Here is a 15,891-nt window from a genome sequence, read left to right as displayed (position 1 = left end):
TTTTATTCTACTATAATTTCATCAACAAAGAGAAACACGCCACCACCAGTAGGTGTTTGTTTCAGGTTCGTAGCTTTCACCTTAATATAACGTGCGCTCTTTTTCTCAAAAGTCACCTCAAAGTCTTTAATGGTTGCATCTCCAGTGGCAGCATAAGCTCTTTCTGTTTTACCCGCAGACACAAAGTTCTGTCCGTCGTCAGAAGTCCACACCTCAACCATGGTTGGATAGTATATTCCAGGACCCTGATTTTCCAACGCTCCCACAGAAACTTTTGAAATCTCTGTAGGTTCATCAAGATCTATAACCACTTCCATGTCTTTAGCCAGCCATGCTTGCCATTGACCATCGTGAAAATTCTTGGTACCTCTCAATACATTCACCTGCGTAGTTGCACCAGCACCCTGGTACCTATCGTTCACCTCTGTATTATAAGTTACCTTCTTACCAACCGCCTTATGATATTTAAAGGTTTTTTCAAATACTGCCCCTAAAGGTTTATCATTCTCGAAATAAGAAGCCTTAATTGTGGTAGTCTCTGTAATTTGAATTGGCTTATCATAGGTAACAGCATCTGTATTTAGATCACCATCATTAAGAACATATCTTATGTCAGAATTCTCGATCTCGTTCGCTAGTGAAACAGATACAGCACCTGTGTTCTCATCAACAATAGCCTCTTCTCTAATAGTGTAAACACTCTGAGCATAATTGATTCCCATAGCTGCAAAACGATCGAACATTGGAATAATCCGCGTCGTAAATTTATTCCAGCTTCTACCTTCCTTAGGGCTCCATAGTGTTTCTGACAAAGCAGCTATTCTTGGATAAATCATATATTCAGACTGATCGGTATCAGGTATATATTCAGCCCATAAATTGGCTTGACCACCAAGTACATGCTTTGCTTGCTCATCAGACATCCCATCGACAGTTGGATCAAACTCATATACTTTACTCAAAGGAGTATATCCACCCCATGCAGCTGGCTCAGAATCCTGAGGCCCTTGATAATGATCGAAATAACAATGTGATCCCGGAGTCATTACTACATCATGGCCTTGCTCTGATGCTTCTAAACCACCTTTTACACCTCTCCAGCTCATTACGGTAGCTCCCGGAGCCAAACCGCCTTCGAGAATTTCATCCCATCCAATAAGGATACGATCTTTTGAACTAATAAAACGTTCCATCCTTTTGATGAAATAGCTTTGAAGTTCTTCTACATTTTCAAGTCCTTCCGCATTAATTCGTTTCTGACAATGCGGGCATTTTTCCCAATTCGTTTTAGTTGCTTCATCTCCTCCTACATGGATGTATTTTGAAGGAAACAAATCCATCACTTCTACAAGTACATTTTCAAGAAATTCGAAAGTTGATTCTTTCCCTGCACAATAAATATCAGTGATAGGCCATAAACCTCCTGATGGTACAGATATAGGAGTTTCAAAACAAGATAAAGAAGGATATGCTGCAACCGCACTACTTACGTGTGCAGGCATTTCAATTTCCGGTACAACGGTAATTCCTCGCTTTTCAGCATAAGCCACTATTTCTTTTATATCCTCTTGGGTATAAAAGCCACCGTAGGTACCCTTTTCATCCGCTTTTGCTCTGGGTCTTGCATTCCAGTGTTTATCTTCCTGGTCAACCCTGTAAGCACCTACTTCGGTCAGTTTTGGGTATTTTTTAATTTCTATGCGCCATCCCTGATCATCTACCAAATGCAGGTGTAGTGTATTCATCTTTAGATATGATAATCGATCGATGGTCTTCATCACATAATCTTTTTCAAAAAAATGACGAGAAACATCCAGCATAAGTCCTCTCCATTTGTATCGTGGGGCATCAGCAATATTGACGTTTGGAACTTCCCATGATACATCTGCACTTACCGTGTTCTTTTCTATGGCTACCGGCAGTAATTGTCTTAACGTTTCTATACCGTAAACAAACCCACTTAAACCTGAAGCCTCTATAACGATATTATCATCACCAACCACCAATGTATAGGCTTCTGCTCCAAGCTGTGAATTATCTTTTAAAATAACGAAATTAGAAGAAGGTTGATCTTTAGTTAATTCAAGCTCCAAGCCTGCAGCTGTTTTAAACCTGTCAATCAATATTTGCGCTGCTTGTAACTGGGTATCTGAGGTAACTACAAATTTTGTATCAGCATCAAAGATGAATGATCCCTGGTTAAGGGTTAACTCTTTGGGTTGAGGAATGATTTTTATATCCGATTCTGTAAAAGTTGTTTTTTGTTTTTGGCAGCCAACCTGTAATAAAACCGCCAGCGCTAAAATAAGTACACGTTTAAAATTCACTTTCATATATTAATTTAAGTTGTTATTTACCATATTAAAACCTCATCTATAAATAACCAGGCATCGCTTCCAGCTCCATCGTGCCATTTCGGCAACTTTCCATAGTTATTCACTACAATTTTCAGATTTTTGATCGCTGTTTTAGGGAAGTTTAAAGTAAAGCGCTGTTTCTTATCTTCCATAATATCACCGCGACGGCTAGTTTCTTGTTCACTCAGCTTTGTATAGTTCCCGTTTTCATCTTTGGTATAAACGGAAATTGATTTTGGGAAAAATATCCAACTGCTAACGTCTTCCAGACAGCTTATAGTAATATTTTCGAGCTCTTTTGCTTCTCCCAGCGTAATTTCCGCCACCATATCATCTCCTTCAAACCCCGCCCATTTACCGTCTGAGAAACTTGTAGTTCCTTCAACCAGATCAAAAAGTTTCCCGGATCCGGGGTATTTTTTATTGGGCTCTTTTTCAAGTTGAAAATCTTCAACTACATATTTAACTTTAAAGTATTCTCTAGTAACAACAGGGCTGGGCAACCAGTCATTTTTAAAAGCCTTTGCCTTAAAAATCAGTGGTTCCTTAATAAGCAATGTTTCCGGCATTGGCTCTGAATCTGAATCCGGATCGGAACCATCTGTAGTATAGTAGAATTGGACATTTCTAACCTGACTACTTAGTTTCACCTGAACTGTATCTAAAAAAACCGATTTATTGCTATTGAACTCAGGCGGATTTAAAGTAGCATCTTCATTAAATCCTTCAAAAACCCCTGAAATAAGTTCTACATTGCTGGATTTGGCAATCATTGCCAATGCCTTATCATCCATTTTTGTATTCCATACATACACCTTTTCAGGTTGTAGCTTTTCGAGAAGAAGACTCAATCCTTTTTCTGATACTTCTGTATTATGAAGATTCAGTATTTTCAGTTTGGAGATTTCCTCCAGATGAACCAATACCTTATCCGTAATTAGGGTATTATCTAATTTAAGGAATCTTACATTTTTAAAAGCCTCCAGATAAGTCCCTAAATCATCATTAAAATCACTACCTCCTAAATCTAATTCCTTCACCTGCTCTGCCACATTTTCAAGTAAACGCATTGCATTTTTATCGATCTTCTTCGAGAGGTACTTTACACTTAAAAACGATTTATCGGCCACTATCTTCTGTACCCGAAAGCCATTGTCCATTAATTCCCGGATATCAGCTAAATCAGCCTCTTCCGGTTCCACCTCTTCTTCCACCACATAGGCTTCAAGCAACTTATTTATGGTATCGTTTTTTTGATAGGCTACCACTTTGTTATTAAAATCAGCCCCATGATCAATCCAATAGGATAGCAAATAAGCCTCTTCTTCCGTAACTTGCTTTTTCCCTTTTGGCGGCATATGGTGATCATCTTCCAACGGCAAGTGAAGAACGTTCACCAGCATACTCTCTTTTGAATCTCCTGCGCTAATAACCTTCCCGTTTTCACCTCCCTTTAGGATCTCACTCATTGTTTTCAATGATAAGTCTCCTTTCTTTTTTTCAGGGTTATGGCAACTGATACATTTATTATCAAGTATCGGATACACTATATCATTGAAATAATGCAAACTGTCTACGGTTGCAACTTTATCAGGTTCAGGTTTTGATTGCAGGTGTTCTGTTAAAAAATCACTGCCATGGGTTAGAACACTCCCATAATGACCTGCCACAGTAATAGCTATAAGAGTAAGTACAAAGCATGGAAAAAAACTTCTTTTTACAGCGCTGGATTCACTTAAAGACATCAGGAAGAGCACTGTAATCAACAGAGCGGTAAGGATTCCTGTATACAAATGCAGGTTTAGTGTTTTTTCTTCATAACCACCTTCAAGGGATAAGAAATAGCCGAAAACCGCTGCTAAAATTGCAAAGAAGCTACTAAAAGCTAAACCTTTCCTTACAATTTCCTTTGGGTATGTTTTTTTTACTCTTCCTGCTACATCCAGAAAGAAAACCAGCAAGATAGCACCTATTGGAAGGTGTAGAATCATGGGGTGCAGTCTTCCCAAAAACCCTGTAATACCAGAAACAGCATCGCCGGTATCTGCGAAGGCTATTTGTGCTATTAATAATCCTGCTATTACTGATATGTGTCTTTTTAATTTCATTGGGGGAAATTATTCATCGATAATAATCTCATCTATAAAATGCCATGCACTGGTGCCTTTACCATCATGCCATTGAGGAATTTCTTTTAGATTCTCTATCTTAATTTTGAAATATTTACCTGTTCTATTAATTGGAATTTCGACATTTTTCAAGGCGGTATCATCTCCTTTTTTCTCAGTTTCAATCTCCACCATACCTACCTGGGTATAATCTTGCTTATCGTCAGAAACCCAAACAGTTATTTTAGCTGGCGAAAAGATCCATGCTCCCGTAGCTGACATATAACCAATAATGACTTTGGTTGCTTTGTTTTCAGATGGCATTTCCAGTTCAACGACTACATCTTCATCAAACCCCATCCATCTACCATCAGAATAACTGTTTGATCCTTTTTGATTATCGATTAGGGTATTCACTCCATTTCCAGGATATTTGGCATTGATTTCATTTAACATTGACACTTCGCGAACCTTAATCCCGCTCTTATAAAAAGTAACGGTACTTATTTCACTGGACTGCAAAAAAGGATGGTATGCCTTAAAAGAGTAGACCCCGGGATTGGTTACTTTTATAGGTCCTGTATATTCAGGCGATGTTTCATCAGGAGCGGTACCATCTGAAGTATAATGAATTTCAACATCCGGATAAGGTAGTGAAGCTTTTAAGGTAGCAACCGAATCTATCACCAAATTCGAAGCCACCAAAGTTGGCGCAACTAAGGCAACCGCCTCCGATTGTAAATACTTATTAACTTTGGAGTCCTTATCGATCTTACAGCCTGAGATCAATATCAGCCCCAATAAAACAACTAGATTTTTCATACTCTGGTAAGTTTTATAGGGTATGTCTGTCCGGAATTCCATTGAGCCACATATATACTATCATCTTCATCAACACAGACATCATGAGGATGCTGAAACAACCTAATAGTCTGGTATAATTGATCTAATTGATGGTTTTCGTAAACCGGCTTTGTAGCACCCGGGCATGAAACCACCTGATCCTGATCATCCATAATTAACAAAAATCCTGAATCGTCGTTGGCTGCTTCCTTTGATTTTAACACTGCAAAATAAACTTCATTATTGTGAATTACAGGACGACAGATTAGAGCTCCAGGCACTGGAATTGAAGATAGATATTCACCTTCCAGGCTAAACTTTTTAAGCACATTCTGTTCGCGAGCTGTTATAAGTAAACATGGATTCGCCTTGTCTCTATTATCGTAGCAGATACCATGAGCATTTATAAACTGGTGCTCTTCTCTTCCTCTTCCTCCAAATACGTTCAACAATTCTCCTTTATGATTATAGTGCAAAATGAACTGATTCCCATAGCCGTCTGCAATATAAAAGTCTCCGTTATCAAGCACAGTGGTCTCCGTAGGCTTGTATGCCTCCTTTTGAGCATAATGACCGGTATCCAACGGACAATCAAGGGTCATCACCACTTTGCCATCGATGGTTGTTTTGATAACCTGGTGACGTTCATAATCTGTAATAAACAGGAAGTCCTCCCCATTTTCCTTGGCCAGGGTTAGTCCGTGTCCACCCGGATATTCCGTCCCCCATTTATCCAAAAGTTTACCTGACTTATCATAAATGAGCACATTATTTTTTGTATGATTGGTTAGCATTACAATACGCCCTTGAGAATCCTGAACAATTTCATGACAGTCCTTTACAGGTGTCTTGGCTGGGTCGAGGTCGCCCCAATTCAGGTTAACTTTGTAGCGGTGATTGTTATGACCTATAATTATATCGTTATTTCTATCAATACTGAAGGCACTGCTTAATTGTGAAAATGTGAGTAAACCTCCTGTGGCTAAAGCCGATTTTTTAAGAAAACTTCTTCTTCCGGATTGCATCATTTTACCCTATTAAATCATTAATTACATTACCCGCAACATCCGTAAGCCTGAAACGTCTCCCCTGATGCTTATAGGTCATTCTTTCATGATCAACGCCCATTAAATGCAGGATCGTAGCATGAAGATCGTGAACATGCACAGGATCTTTTACCACATTATATCCAAACTCATCTGTTTCACCATAAGTGAAACCAGGTTTCACTCCTCCTCCTGCCATAAAAATAGAGAAACATTTAGGGTGGTGATCACGGCCATAATTAGTATCTGTTAATACTCCCTGACTGTAATTTGTTCTTCCAAACTCCCCGCCCCAAATAACCAGGGTATCTTCTAATAATCCACGTTGTTTTAGATCCATAATTAAAGCAGCGGTCGGTTGATCTACATCCTTCGCCTGCTTTTCGATTTGGCCCGGTAAATTGTCGTGTTGATCCCATCCCATGTGATACAACTGCACAAAGCGCACATCTTTTTCCAGTAATCTTCTCGCTAGTATACAGTTTGCAGCGTAAGTCCCCGGCTTGTATGAATCAGGACCATACATTCTAAAAATATGGTCAGGTTCATCATCTATATTCATCGTTTCAGGTACCGAAGTTTGCATTTTATAGGCCATTTCGTATTGGGCTATTCTGCTATTGATCTCGGGATCTCCAAACTTCTCTTCTTGAAAATGATTCATTTCAGCCAAGTGGTCGAGCATTTTACGTCTTTCTGCCCGCGACATTCCATCAGGATCTTTAAGATATAAAACAGGATCTTTCACTGCTCTGAATTGCACTCCCTGATGTAAGGAACTCAAGAATCCGTTCCCCCATAATCTTGAATATAATGGTTGCCCGTTGAGTCTGCCGGTTCCTCTTGAAAGCAGTACTGAGAAGGTAGGCAGGTTATCATTCATGCTTCCCAAGCCATAACTCATCCAGGAGCCCATACTCGGTCTTCCCGATTGTTGAGAGCCCGTTTGAAAAAATGTAATGGCCGGATCGTGATTGATAGCCTCTGTATGCATCGTTTTTACAAAACAAAGTTCATCGGCAATTTTAGCCGTATAAGGCATTAAATCACTTACCCATGCTCTTGACTGCCCATACTGATTAAATTTATATTGACTTCCAACCAACGGAAAATTAGCCTGACCTGAGGTCATTCCTGTTAGTCGCTGTCCCATCCTTACTGATTCCGGTAAATCGGTTCCTCTAAGTTTGTGAAGTAAGGGTTTATAATCAAACAACTCTAATTGCGATGGCCCTCCACTTTGAAAAAGGTATACTACTCTTTTAGCTTTTGGAGCAAAATGAGGTAAATTAAGAGGTCCGTTTCCAAGATCAGGCATTGCCTGAGCATTTGAATTGGCACCAAAAATCTTCAGCGGATCAGTCATAGCAGCCATAGCGAGACCACCGAGTGCCAAGCTGGCATTTTTAATAAAATGCCTCCGATTATTATGATTAAAATGCTTATACAATTCACTCATAGCCTTAAATTTTGGTTACCGCTTCGTCGAGGTTAAAGATCATGTTTGCCAGTAAGGTATAAGCTCTCAATTGATGCTTGGAAATATCAGCAGGAATTTCTCTGGCACCTATTTCCAGGATCGCAAAAGCCTCTTCTGAGTTATCACCATCTTCTTCAATGTCATCTAGATAAGAGATGCAGTTTTCCAACTCCTTCTGGGATGGATATCTTGAAAGTACGCTTCTAAATATATGTTTTATACGTTCTTCTCTGGACAAGGTTTCGTTCTGTAGGGTCGTGGTTGCTAACACCCGCGAAGCCTCAACAACCTGCGGATCATTCAATAGTACTAATGCCTGCAATGGCGTACTTGTTTTTTGACGTTTTACTTCACAAAAATCCCTGGTAGCAGCATCAAAAGTTATCATTGATGGTGGCGGCACTGTTCGTTTCCAAAAAGTATACAAACTTCTTCTGTAAAGACTTTTCCCTGTATCGGGTATATACTTCGTTAATCCAACCCCGGAAGTCGTTTCTGCCCACAAACCCGGAGGCTGATATGGCTTAACACTAGGTCCGCCAATTTTTTCTTCCAGGAGACCACTTGTAGCCAAGACGTTATCTCTGATAACTTCTGCAGGCAATTTATATCGTGGTGCTCTGGCAAGTAATATATTATCCGGATCTGTTTTTAAAAGTTTTGGTGTTATTTTAGATGACTGTTGATAGGTAGCAGACATGGCTATTTTTTTCAACATTGCTTTAATATCCCATCCGCTGTCTTTAAAAGATACAGCCATCCAGTCAAGTAATTCCGGATGGGTAGGCAAAGCTCCCTGACTACCAAAGTCGTCAGAAGTAGCAACAATCCCAACACCAAACATATGTTGCCAAAGTCTGTTTACATAGACTCTTGAAGTTAATGGATTATCATCATCAAAAAACCATTCAGCTAATCCCAATCTATTGTTTTCAAATTTATCTGAGAATTCCAAAACACTTTCAGGGGTATTAAAGGAAACTTCCTTCCCCTTTGCATCATACACTCCTCTTTCGAGCAGGTATGTCTTTCGCAATCCCGGTGCGTCTTTCATAACCATCAAGTCAATCTTATTGACAGAATCAGGCATTTGAATGAACGACAAGTTATCGTTTACCTCTTCATCCGTAAGGGTAATGAAAGGGGCCGGAGTCTCATTATATTCAATTCTACCTTTTTCATCAAGTTGATTAAAAAAGGTGTACATGCCGTAAAACTCTTCCTGCGAAAGCGGATCGTATTTATGATCATGACAACGGGCACATTCCATGGTAAGCCCCATTAGAGCCTTTGAAGTAGTACTGGTCCTGTCAACTACATACTCAACGCGATATTCTTCATCGATAACTCCTCCCTCTTGTGTTATTTTATGATTTCTATTAAATCCGGAGGCCACAATCTGCTCCATAGAAGCATTTGGCATAAGATCTCCTGCCAATTGCCATTTGATAAATTTATCATAAGGCAAATTTTCGTTAAACGCATGAATCACCCAATCTCGCCAAGGCCACATGACGCGTTCTAAATCGTCCTGATACCCATGACTATCGGCATAGCGGGCTATATCCATCCAGCCGGAAGCCATTCGTTCTCCATAGGCATCAGAAGCCAGTAGTTTGTCCACTACCTTTTCATAGGCATCACTACTTTGGTCACTTAAAAATTCATCGATATCTTCTAAACTTGGAGGCAATCCGGTCAAATCCAAATAAACTCTTCTCAACAGGGTTTCTTTATCGGCTTTTTCCGATGGAGACAATCCTTCGGACTCTATTTTTGCCAGGATAAAATAATCTATTTCATTTTTGGGCCAGGATGTGTTGCCAACCCCTGGCACCTCTTTTTTCTTAGGTTTAACAAAAGCCCAATGATCGCTCCAAACCGCACCTTGCTCAATCCATTTTTTAAGCACTTGTTTTTCATTACCGGATAGTTTAAGATTCGATTCAGGAGGTGGCATTTGCGTTTTAGGGTCTTCCGAAAAAATGCGTTTCATGGCAATACTATTTTCGAAATCACCAGGAACAATGGCAAATGCATGCGCATCATCCTTTAAGGCTGCATAGGCTCCTTCTTTTGTGTCTATTCTAAAATCAGCTTCACGCGTTCCACCATCCGGCCCATGACAAGCATAGCATTTATCAGACAAAATAGGTTTTACGTGTAAGCTGTAATCTATAACATCAGGTAAACCAACATCACCAACTGCTGCGCCCCCCTCTGAACCATTATGTTCATCAGATTTAATAACCTTTAAATCTCTTTCGGAAGGCCTGTTTAAAAACATCTTAAACAAAAACAAAAAGAGAAATGGCACTATAAAGAACCATAGTGATTTCCATTTTTTTGGTAAGTGTTTTTTGGTGGTCATAAATTTATTTTAAGTAAAAAATAGTTGCATATCGTTAAAGGTAAAAAATATTTCGACCAATAACACAGTTAAAGCCCTGATTGTAAAGTTTTAGATCTTAAATTCCGCATCTATTAATCGGCTACCTTCTTCCTTGTCATAAACGGCATAATTGAACCCTTTACGCAGGCAATAACCGCCATATTCCCCATGCTTATTCAGTGCTATAAAACCAACTTGCAGATAATCAAATTCAGGCTGATTACGGTGTAAATTATAAATGCGTTCTACAATCTCCTTACACGCTTCCGCCGGTGATTTCCCCTGACGCATCAATTCGACTACCATAGCACTTCCTGCTGTTCTAATCACAGCCTCCCCGAGTCCGGTCGCTGCAGCACCACCAACTTCATTATCTAAAAACAATCCGGCTCCGATAATTGGTGAATCGCCAACGCGTCCGTGCATTTTCCAGGCAGCTCCACTGGTGGTACAAGCTCCGGAAAGATTTCCGTTTTCATCGAGTGCCAAGGAACTGATGGTATCGTGGTTTTCAATATTTATAACCGGCTTATACTCTGATTTTTTCAACCAATTCTCATAGGCCTTTTTTGCTTTTTCAGTAAGCAGGTCCTGTTCTTTAAAACCTTGCTCTAATGCAAATTGTTTAGCTCCCTCTCCCACCAACATAACATGTGGTGTCTCTTCCATTACTTTTCGGGCCACAGAAACAGGATGCATGATATCCTGAAGAAAAGCTACAGATCCTGCTCTGCTATTATGATCCATAATACAGGCATCAAGGGTAACCTTACCTTCTCTATCTGGTAAACCTCCATATCCTACACTCATCTCATCAGGGTTTGCCTCTGCTGTTTTAACACCTGCCTCCACAGCATCCAAAGCAGATCCTCCTTTTCCAAGAATTTTCCAGGCCTCTTCATTTGCAGGCATCCCATGGTTCCATGTTGAAATAATAACGGGCTTTTTAACCTTTTTAGGTGAATTATCTTTTTTTGCAGTACCCGGATATCCATTATCTACACAAGCACTTAATGTTCCAATAGCAGCTGTACTTAAGGCTGCATTTGTAATGAATTTTCTCCTGTTAATCATCTTAGTATATTTTATTAGTCAATGGTAACTCAGCTGTTTTAAAGGAATCATCTGTCGGAACATCCGTCATTTCAAAAATCAACGATCCGCCATCCATAATTTCCTTATGAGTAATATACAGTCTGTTTATTTTATTTCCGTTAAGCGATATACTTTTAACGTATTTATGTTCTTTATCTAAATTAATGGCCTTTATGGTAAATGCCTTTTCTTCCGGCAGTTGAATTGTTGCCTCTTTAAACATAGGTGTCCCTATAGCATACACTCCCTGGGCCGGATTGACAGGATAGAATCCCAGTGAACTGAATATATACCAGGAAGACATTTGACCGCAGTCTTCATTTCCACAATGACCATCAGGCTCATTCTTATATTGTGTTTCCAATATCTGCCTTACCCTCTTTTGAGTTTCAGAAGGCTTCCCAATGTGGTTGTATAAATATGCCACATGGTGACTTGGTTCATTCCCATGTGCATACTGACCGATCATCCCTGTACTAAAGATCGGTAATTTATCATCCGGAGCCGGTTCGTAAGTAAACATCGAATCTAACTTTTGATTAAATCGCTCCGTTCCACCGGTTTTCTGTATCAAACCTTCAACATCCTGTGGCACGAACCAGTAATAATGCCATGCATTACTTTCACAGTAATATGGGGAATAATCTTTGGCAACAAAGGGGGTGATAAAATCACCTAGTTTATTTTTTGGCCTTAGGAATGTGGTCTGATCGTCATGTAAGTTTTTCCAATTCTCCGAACGCTCTAAGAAATATTGATAATCATCTTCTTTGTTTAAGGCTTTTGCAAACATAGCAATACACCAATCGTCATAGGCGTATTCTACTGTTTTAGACACTGACCAGTTCTCGTGGTGCTCATCGACAGGAACATAGCCCAATTCTTTGTATTGATCAATCTGTCTTTCGTCGACCATTGCACTTTTTTTACAGGCTTCATATGCTAATTCAGCATCGAAGTTAAACCCTTTAAAATAGGCATCTACAATTACAGGGACAGCATGGTAGCCGATCATCATATTGGTTTCATTCCCCTGCATCGACCAAACCGGCAGTGTTCCTGTTTCCTTATAATGCGCGAGTAGTGATTTTATAAAATCCGGAACTCTTTCCGGCTGAATAATCGTATAAAGCGGGTGTGCGGCTCTGAAGGTATCCCAAAGTGAGAACGTGTCATACCGTTGAAACCCTTCTGCTTTCATGATGGTATCATTAGCGCCTTTACAATTACCGTTAAGATCACTCAACAATGTTGGAGCCAACATTGATTGATACATCATGGTATAAAAAATAGTTTTTTCATCCAGATCATCTGTTTCAATAACTACTTTTTGTAATTCTTTTTGCCACTCATTTCTCGCCTTTTCTTTATAATCATTAAAATTAAAATGAGGGGCTTCGGTTTGAATGGATTTATAAGCTCCTTCCAGGTTCGCAGAAGAAACACCTGTCTTTACTACTATTTTTTCATCATTCGAGGTACTATAGTTAACCACAATTCTGGTATCAGTCCCTTTGGTTGGTGAGGCGACCTTTACACTATCGTTATAGAGTTCATAAGAATCAAAATCCTTAGAGAACTCCATTACGAAATATACGCGTTGATCTTTGGCCCAACCGGTTGATTTCCTATAGCCTTCAATAGTATGCTCATCGACTACTTTGATGTATGTGTCGGTTGGTCGATCCCAATTCATTGCATAGCCCAAATCGATATGGATTTGGCTGTTTTCATCCTGAGGAAAAGTATATTGATGTATTCCGGTATGTTTGGTAGCTGTCAATTCTGCTTTAATCCCATAGTCTAAAAGATCTACCGTGTAATAGCCGGGACTGGCACTTTCACGGTCGTGACTGAAGGCAGAGAACGGCTTAAAATTATTCTCTTTAATTCTTTCAGAAAACCTGCTGTTTGTCGGCATTACAAGAATATCGTACAAATCGCCCGCTCCGGTACCGGTAAGGTGCATATGAGAAAAGCCTGAAATAATAGAATCCTGATAATAATATCCGGCAATTCGATCCCATCCGGGAATCCCTATATCCGGACTTAACTGCACCATACCAAAAGGCACCGTAGCACCGGGATACGTATTTCCCGGCCCATCGGTGCCTATAAAGGTATTTACAAAGTCTGTCAGGTTAGGGTTAGGTTTTATCACGGTTGTTTCTTGTTTTTCCTTACAACCAATCAAAATCAATAAAACGATGTAAATATACCTTAGGTTCATTATATAATATGCGTTATTCTTTTGAAGCTTTTATAGCTGCTAATTGTTCATCTGTAATAGCCGGGCCGTCGAAGAAAGAAATTCCTTTTGCTCCATTTTCTTTGGCTAACTTAATGGCTTCAGTTACTTCATCTGCCGACATGGTTGGCACAAATACTCCGGTGTGTAATTCTACTCCTTTTCCTTCCAGGTCTTTTACTCCCTGACCGGTAGCATACCCAATCCAATCAACTTCTTCATTGTAAAAGTTGTTATAGATCATCGGAAGTACCATGTCTATATTCCATTTATCCCAACGCTGACGAACCATATGATCTGCCATTTCAGGATAAGGAAATACCGCTGCTGTTAAAATTTTACCATTATTATGAGCAATTTCATAGGCATCATCAACAACAGCTTTAATTTTATTTAAACGAAATTGTTTCCATTCCATATCAATAGCCGGATTTTCGAAATCTCTTGGATTTTTATGGTGAATCTTTTCAAATTCAGCCACACAAACATCGCAATAGCAAAAATCAAATTCCGGTAATTCCTCTTCTTGCTTGAGGTTGTATTTTGGCAATAATCCTATCGGCAAAAAGATATCCGGTAGTCGGATGTAATCTAAATGTACACTCGCAACTCCTTCTACTTTAGAAAGTCCTTCCACCAAACTCAACACGTGTCCTCTTGATTCTTTTCTGGTAGGACACATCCATTGATAGTAATCCACATAAGGACGGGTATCGTGACAAGATTTTCCATCTCTGCTTACTGCATACCAATCAGGATGCTTTAAGGCAACTGTATCTCCAGGTCTGTTCATTGCCATAATCCAGGCATGAACTTCTAAACCTTCCTTTTTAGCAAGTGGAGTTAAACGACCTAACAATTCAGGATCGGTATTGGTATTAATTAAAACGGCATCGATCCCGTTGCTTTTGTATTTTTTAAATTCTTCGGTAAATGAATCGTCTGTTCTTTTAGCATTCGCTGTAATCCAGGTCCAATACTTAAATGAACTTTCGTTCACCTCAGCCGGAGTAATTGCAGCGGCAACTTCTGCTTCAGTTTTTTGTTCTTTTTGACCACATGAGGCAAAAATGACTAATAATAACAGTAAATATTTAGTTTTCATTTATATAGTTTTAAGTTAATTCTTCAATCAATTATGCAAACTTTTAAAAAGCACATTCAACAGTTCCTGCTCTTTATCCAGGCTATATTCCCAAAACATAGCGCCTCCAAGTCCGTTCTCTTTAATATACTTAGCTTTCATTTCAACTTCTTTGGGAGTTTCCCAGGAAATAAAAACGCTGTCTTCCTCATTCCACAGGTAAGCAGCTTTCGCTGATCCATCGTATAGCTTTTTGTATTTTCCTGATTTAAGCTTTTCCACAATGTCTTTATAAGATACAATAACCCCCGTTGACATGGCCGATTGATAGAGGCCATTGTTTTTTGGTGTCACCTTTTCCCATTGTCTGCCATAAAAAGGAATCCCCATGATTAACTTATTAGAAGGAACCCCTGCCTTTAAATGTCTTGCAACAGCTTCTGTAGCGCTATTACCTCCAAACTTTTCTCTATCTGAAGGGTATAAGTTGGCATGATGGCCGGTTTGGTAATGCCACCCATGATAAAAATCGTAACACATGATATTGATAAAATCGAGGTATTCCTGTGCCTTTCCTAAATCGGTATGATCTATATACGCCTGATCTGCGCCTGTGGCAATAGTCAACAAGTAATGTTCATTATCTTTTTCTCCCTGCTCGGTTAGAGCTTCACGAATTGTTTGCAGTAACAAGGTAAAATTTTCTTTGTCTGATGGGCGAAAGGCATTATCCTCACCACGCTGACCAGGATACTCCCAATCCAGGTCCACCCCGTCAAAACCATGCTTTTTCATAAGTTGCACGCAACTATTGGCAAACTTTTTTCTAGCCGTTTCTGAAGCTGCAACATGTGAAAATTCATTAGACCACACCCAGCCACCAACAGAATAAAGTATTTTCAATTCGGGATTATTCTTTTTAAGCGACATTAAGCTGGCAATTTTCGCAGCATCAGTCTCCAGCTCGAATTGCACACCGCCATCGACGATATTTGCAAATGCATAATTAACATGAGTTAATTTGGTTACATCAACTTGTGCCGGATCAAAATCTTCATAACCCGCTACATAACCAATAACCTTCATAGGGTTGTTTTTGTCCTTCGTCTCCTCTCCTTTAGTATCTGAACAAGCAAAGAGCATCAGACTGACAAAAAAGAAGACACCCGATTTTATCAGCTTATTTATTCTATTTATTAAAACTGGTTGTAACATTTCTAATCTTTTCTCTAAATATA

The 15,891-nt window shown here is 39.4% G+C and carries 10 protein-coding genes; all 10 read right to left on the bottom strand.

Annotated elements, in window-relative coordinates; translation table 11 throughout:
* Positions 1-2 precede the first annotated feature (2 nt).
* A complete protein-coding gene (locus BM361_RS16255) occupies positions 3-2,333 on the bottom strand; it encodes a glycoside hydrolase family 20 protein (RefSeq protein WP_074980172.1) in 2,331 nt (776 codons plus the stop codon).
* 20 nt (positions 2,334-2,353) lie between these two features.
* Positions 2,354-4,465: a c-type cytochrome domain-containing protein gene (locus BM361_RS16250; protein ID WP_074980170.1), complete on the bottom strand. Its 2,112-nt coding sequence runs from the start codon at positions 4,463-4,465 to the stop codon at positions 2,354-2,356.
* 9 nt (positions 4,466-4,474) lie between these two features.
* A complete protein-coding gene (locus tag BM361_RS16245) occupies positions 4,475-5,287 on the bottom strand; it encodes a chitobiase/beta-hexosaminidase C-terminal domain-containing protein (RefSeq protein WP_074980169.1) in 813 nt (270 codons plus the stop codon).
* On the bottom strand, positions 5,284-6,336 hold the full coding sequence (locus BM361_RS16240; RefSeq protein ID WP_074980167.1) for an NHL repeat-containing protein: 1,053 nt from the start codon (positions 6,334-6,336) through the stop codon (positions 5,284-5,286). The genes BM361_RS16245 and BM361_RS16240 overlap by 4 nt, the downstream gene beginning before the upstream one ends.
* Before the next feature lies 1 nt (position 6,337).
* Positions 6,338-7,813, bottom strand: a complete 1,476-nt coding sequence (locus BM361_RS16235; RefSeq protein ID WP_074980165.1) for a DUF1501 domain-containing protein — start codon at positions 7,811-7,813, stop codon at positions 6,338-6,340.
* Positions 7,814-7,817: 4 nt separating this feature from the next.
* On the bottom strand, positions 7,818-10,205 hold the full coding sequence (locus tag BM361_RS16230) for a PSD1 and planctomycete cytochrome C domain-containing protein (protein ID WP_254785864.1): 2,388 nt from the start codon (positions 10,203-10,205) through the stop codon (positions 7,818-7,820).
* 90 nt (positions 10,206-10,295) lie between these two features.
* Positions 10,296-11,300, bottom strand: coding sequence for a glycosylasparaginase (locus BM361_RS16225; protein ID WP_038266634.1), 1,005 nt, complete (start codon positions 11,298-11,300; stop codon positions 10,296-10,298).
* A 1-nt stretch (position 11,301) separates the two neighbouring features.
* Positions 11,302-13,551, bottom strand: coding sequence for a GH92 family glycosyl hydrolase (locus tag BM361_RS16220; RefSeq protein ID WP_074980163.1), 2,250 nt, complete (start codon positions 13,549-13,551; stop codon positions 11,302-11,304).
* Positions 13,552-13,564: 13 nt separating this feature from the next.
* Positions 13,565-14,674, bottom strand: coding sequence for a glycoside hydrolase family protein (locus BM361_RS16215; protein ID WP_074980162.1), 1,110 nt, complete (start codon positions 14,672-14,674; stop codon positions 13,565-13,567).
* A 27-nt stretch (positions 14,675-14,701) separates the two neighbouring features.
* Complete coding sequence (locus BM361_RS16210; RefSeq protein WP_074980160.1) at positions 14,702-15,868, bottom strand: glycoside hydrolase family 18 protein; 1,167 nt, start codon at positions 15,866-15,868, stop codon at positions 14,702-14,704.
* Positions 15,869-15,891: the final 23 nt, after the last annotated feature.

Origin of the sequence: Zhouia amylolytica, assembly GCF_900116365.1 — a bacterium.
Taxonomy (GTDB): domain Bacteria; phylum Bacteroidota; class Bacteroidia; order Flavobacteriales; family Flavobacteriaceae; genus Zhouia; species Zhouia amylolytica.
Note: the sequence above shows the minus strand (reverse complement) of the source record. Positions and strands in the feature narration are given on the sequence as shown.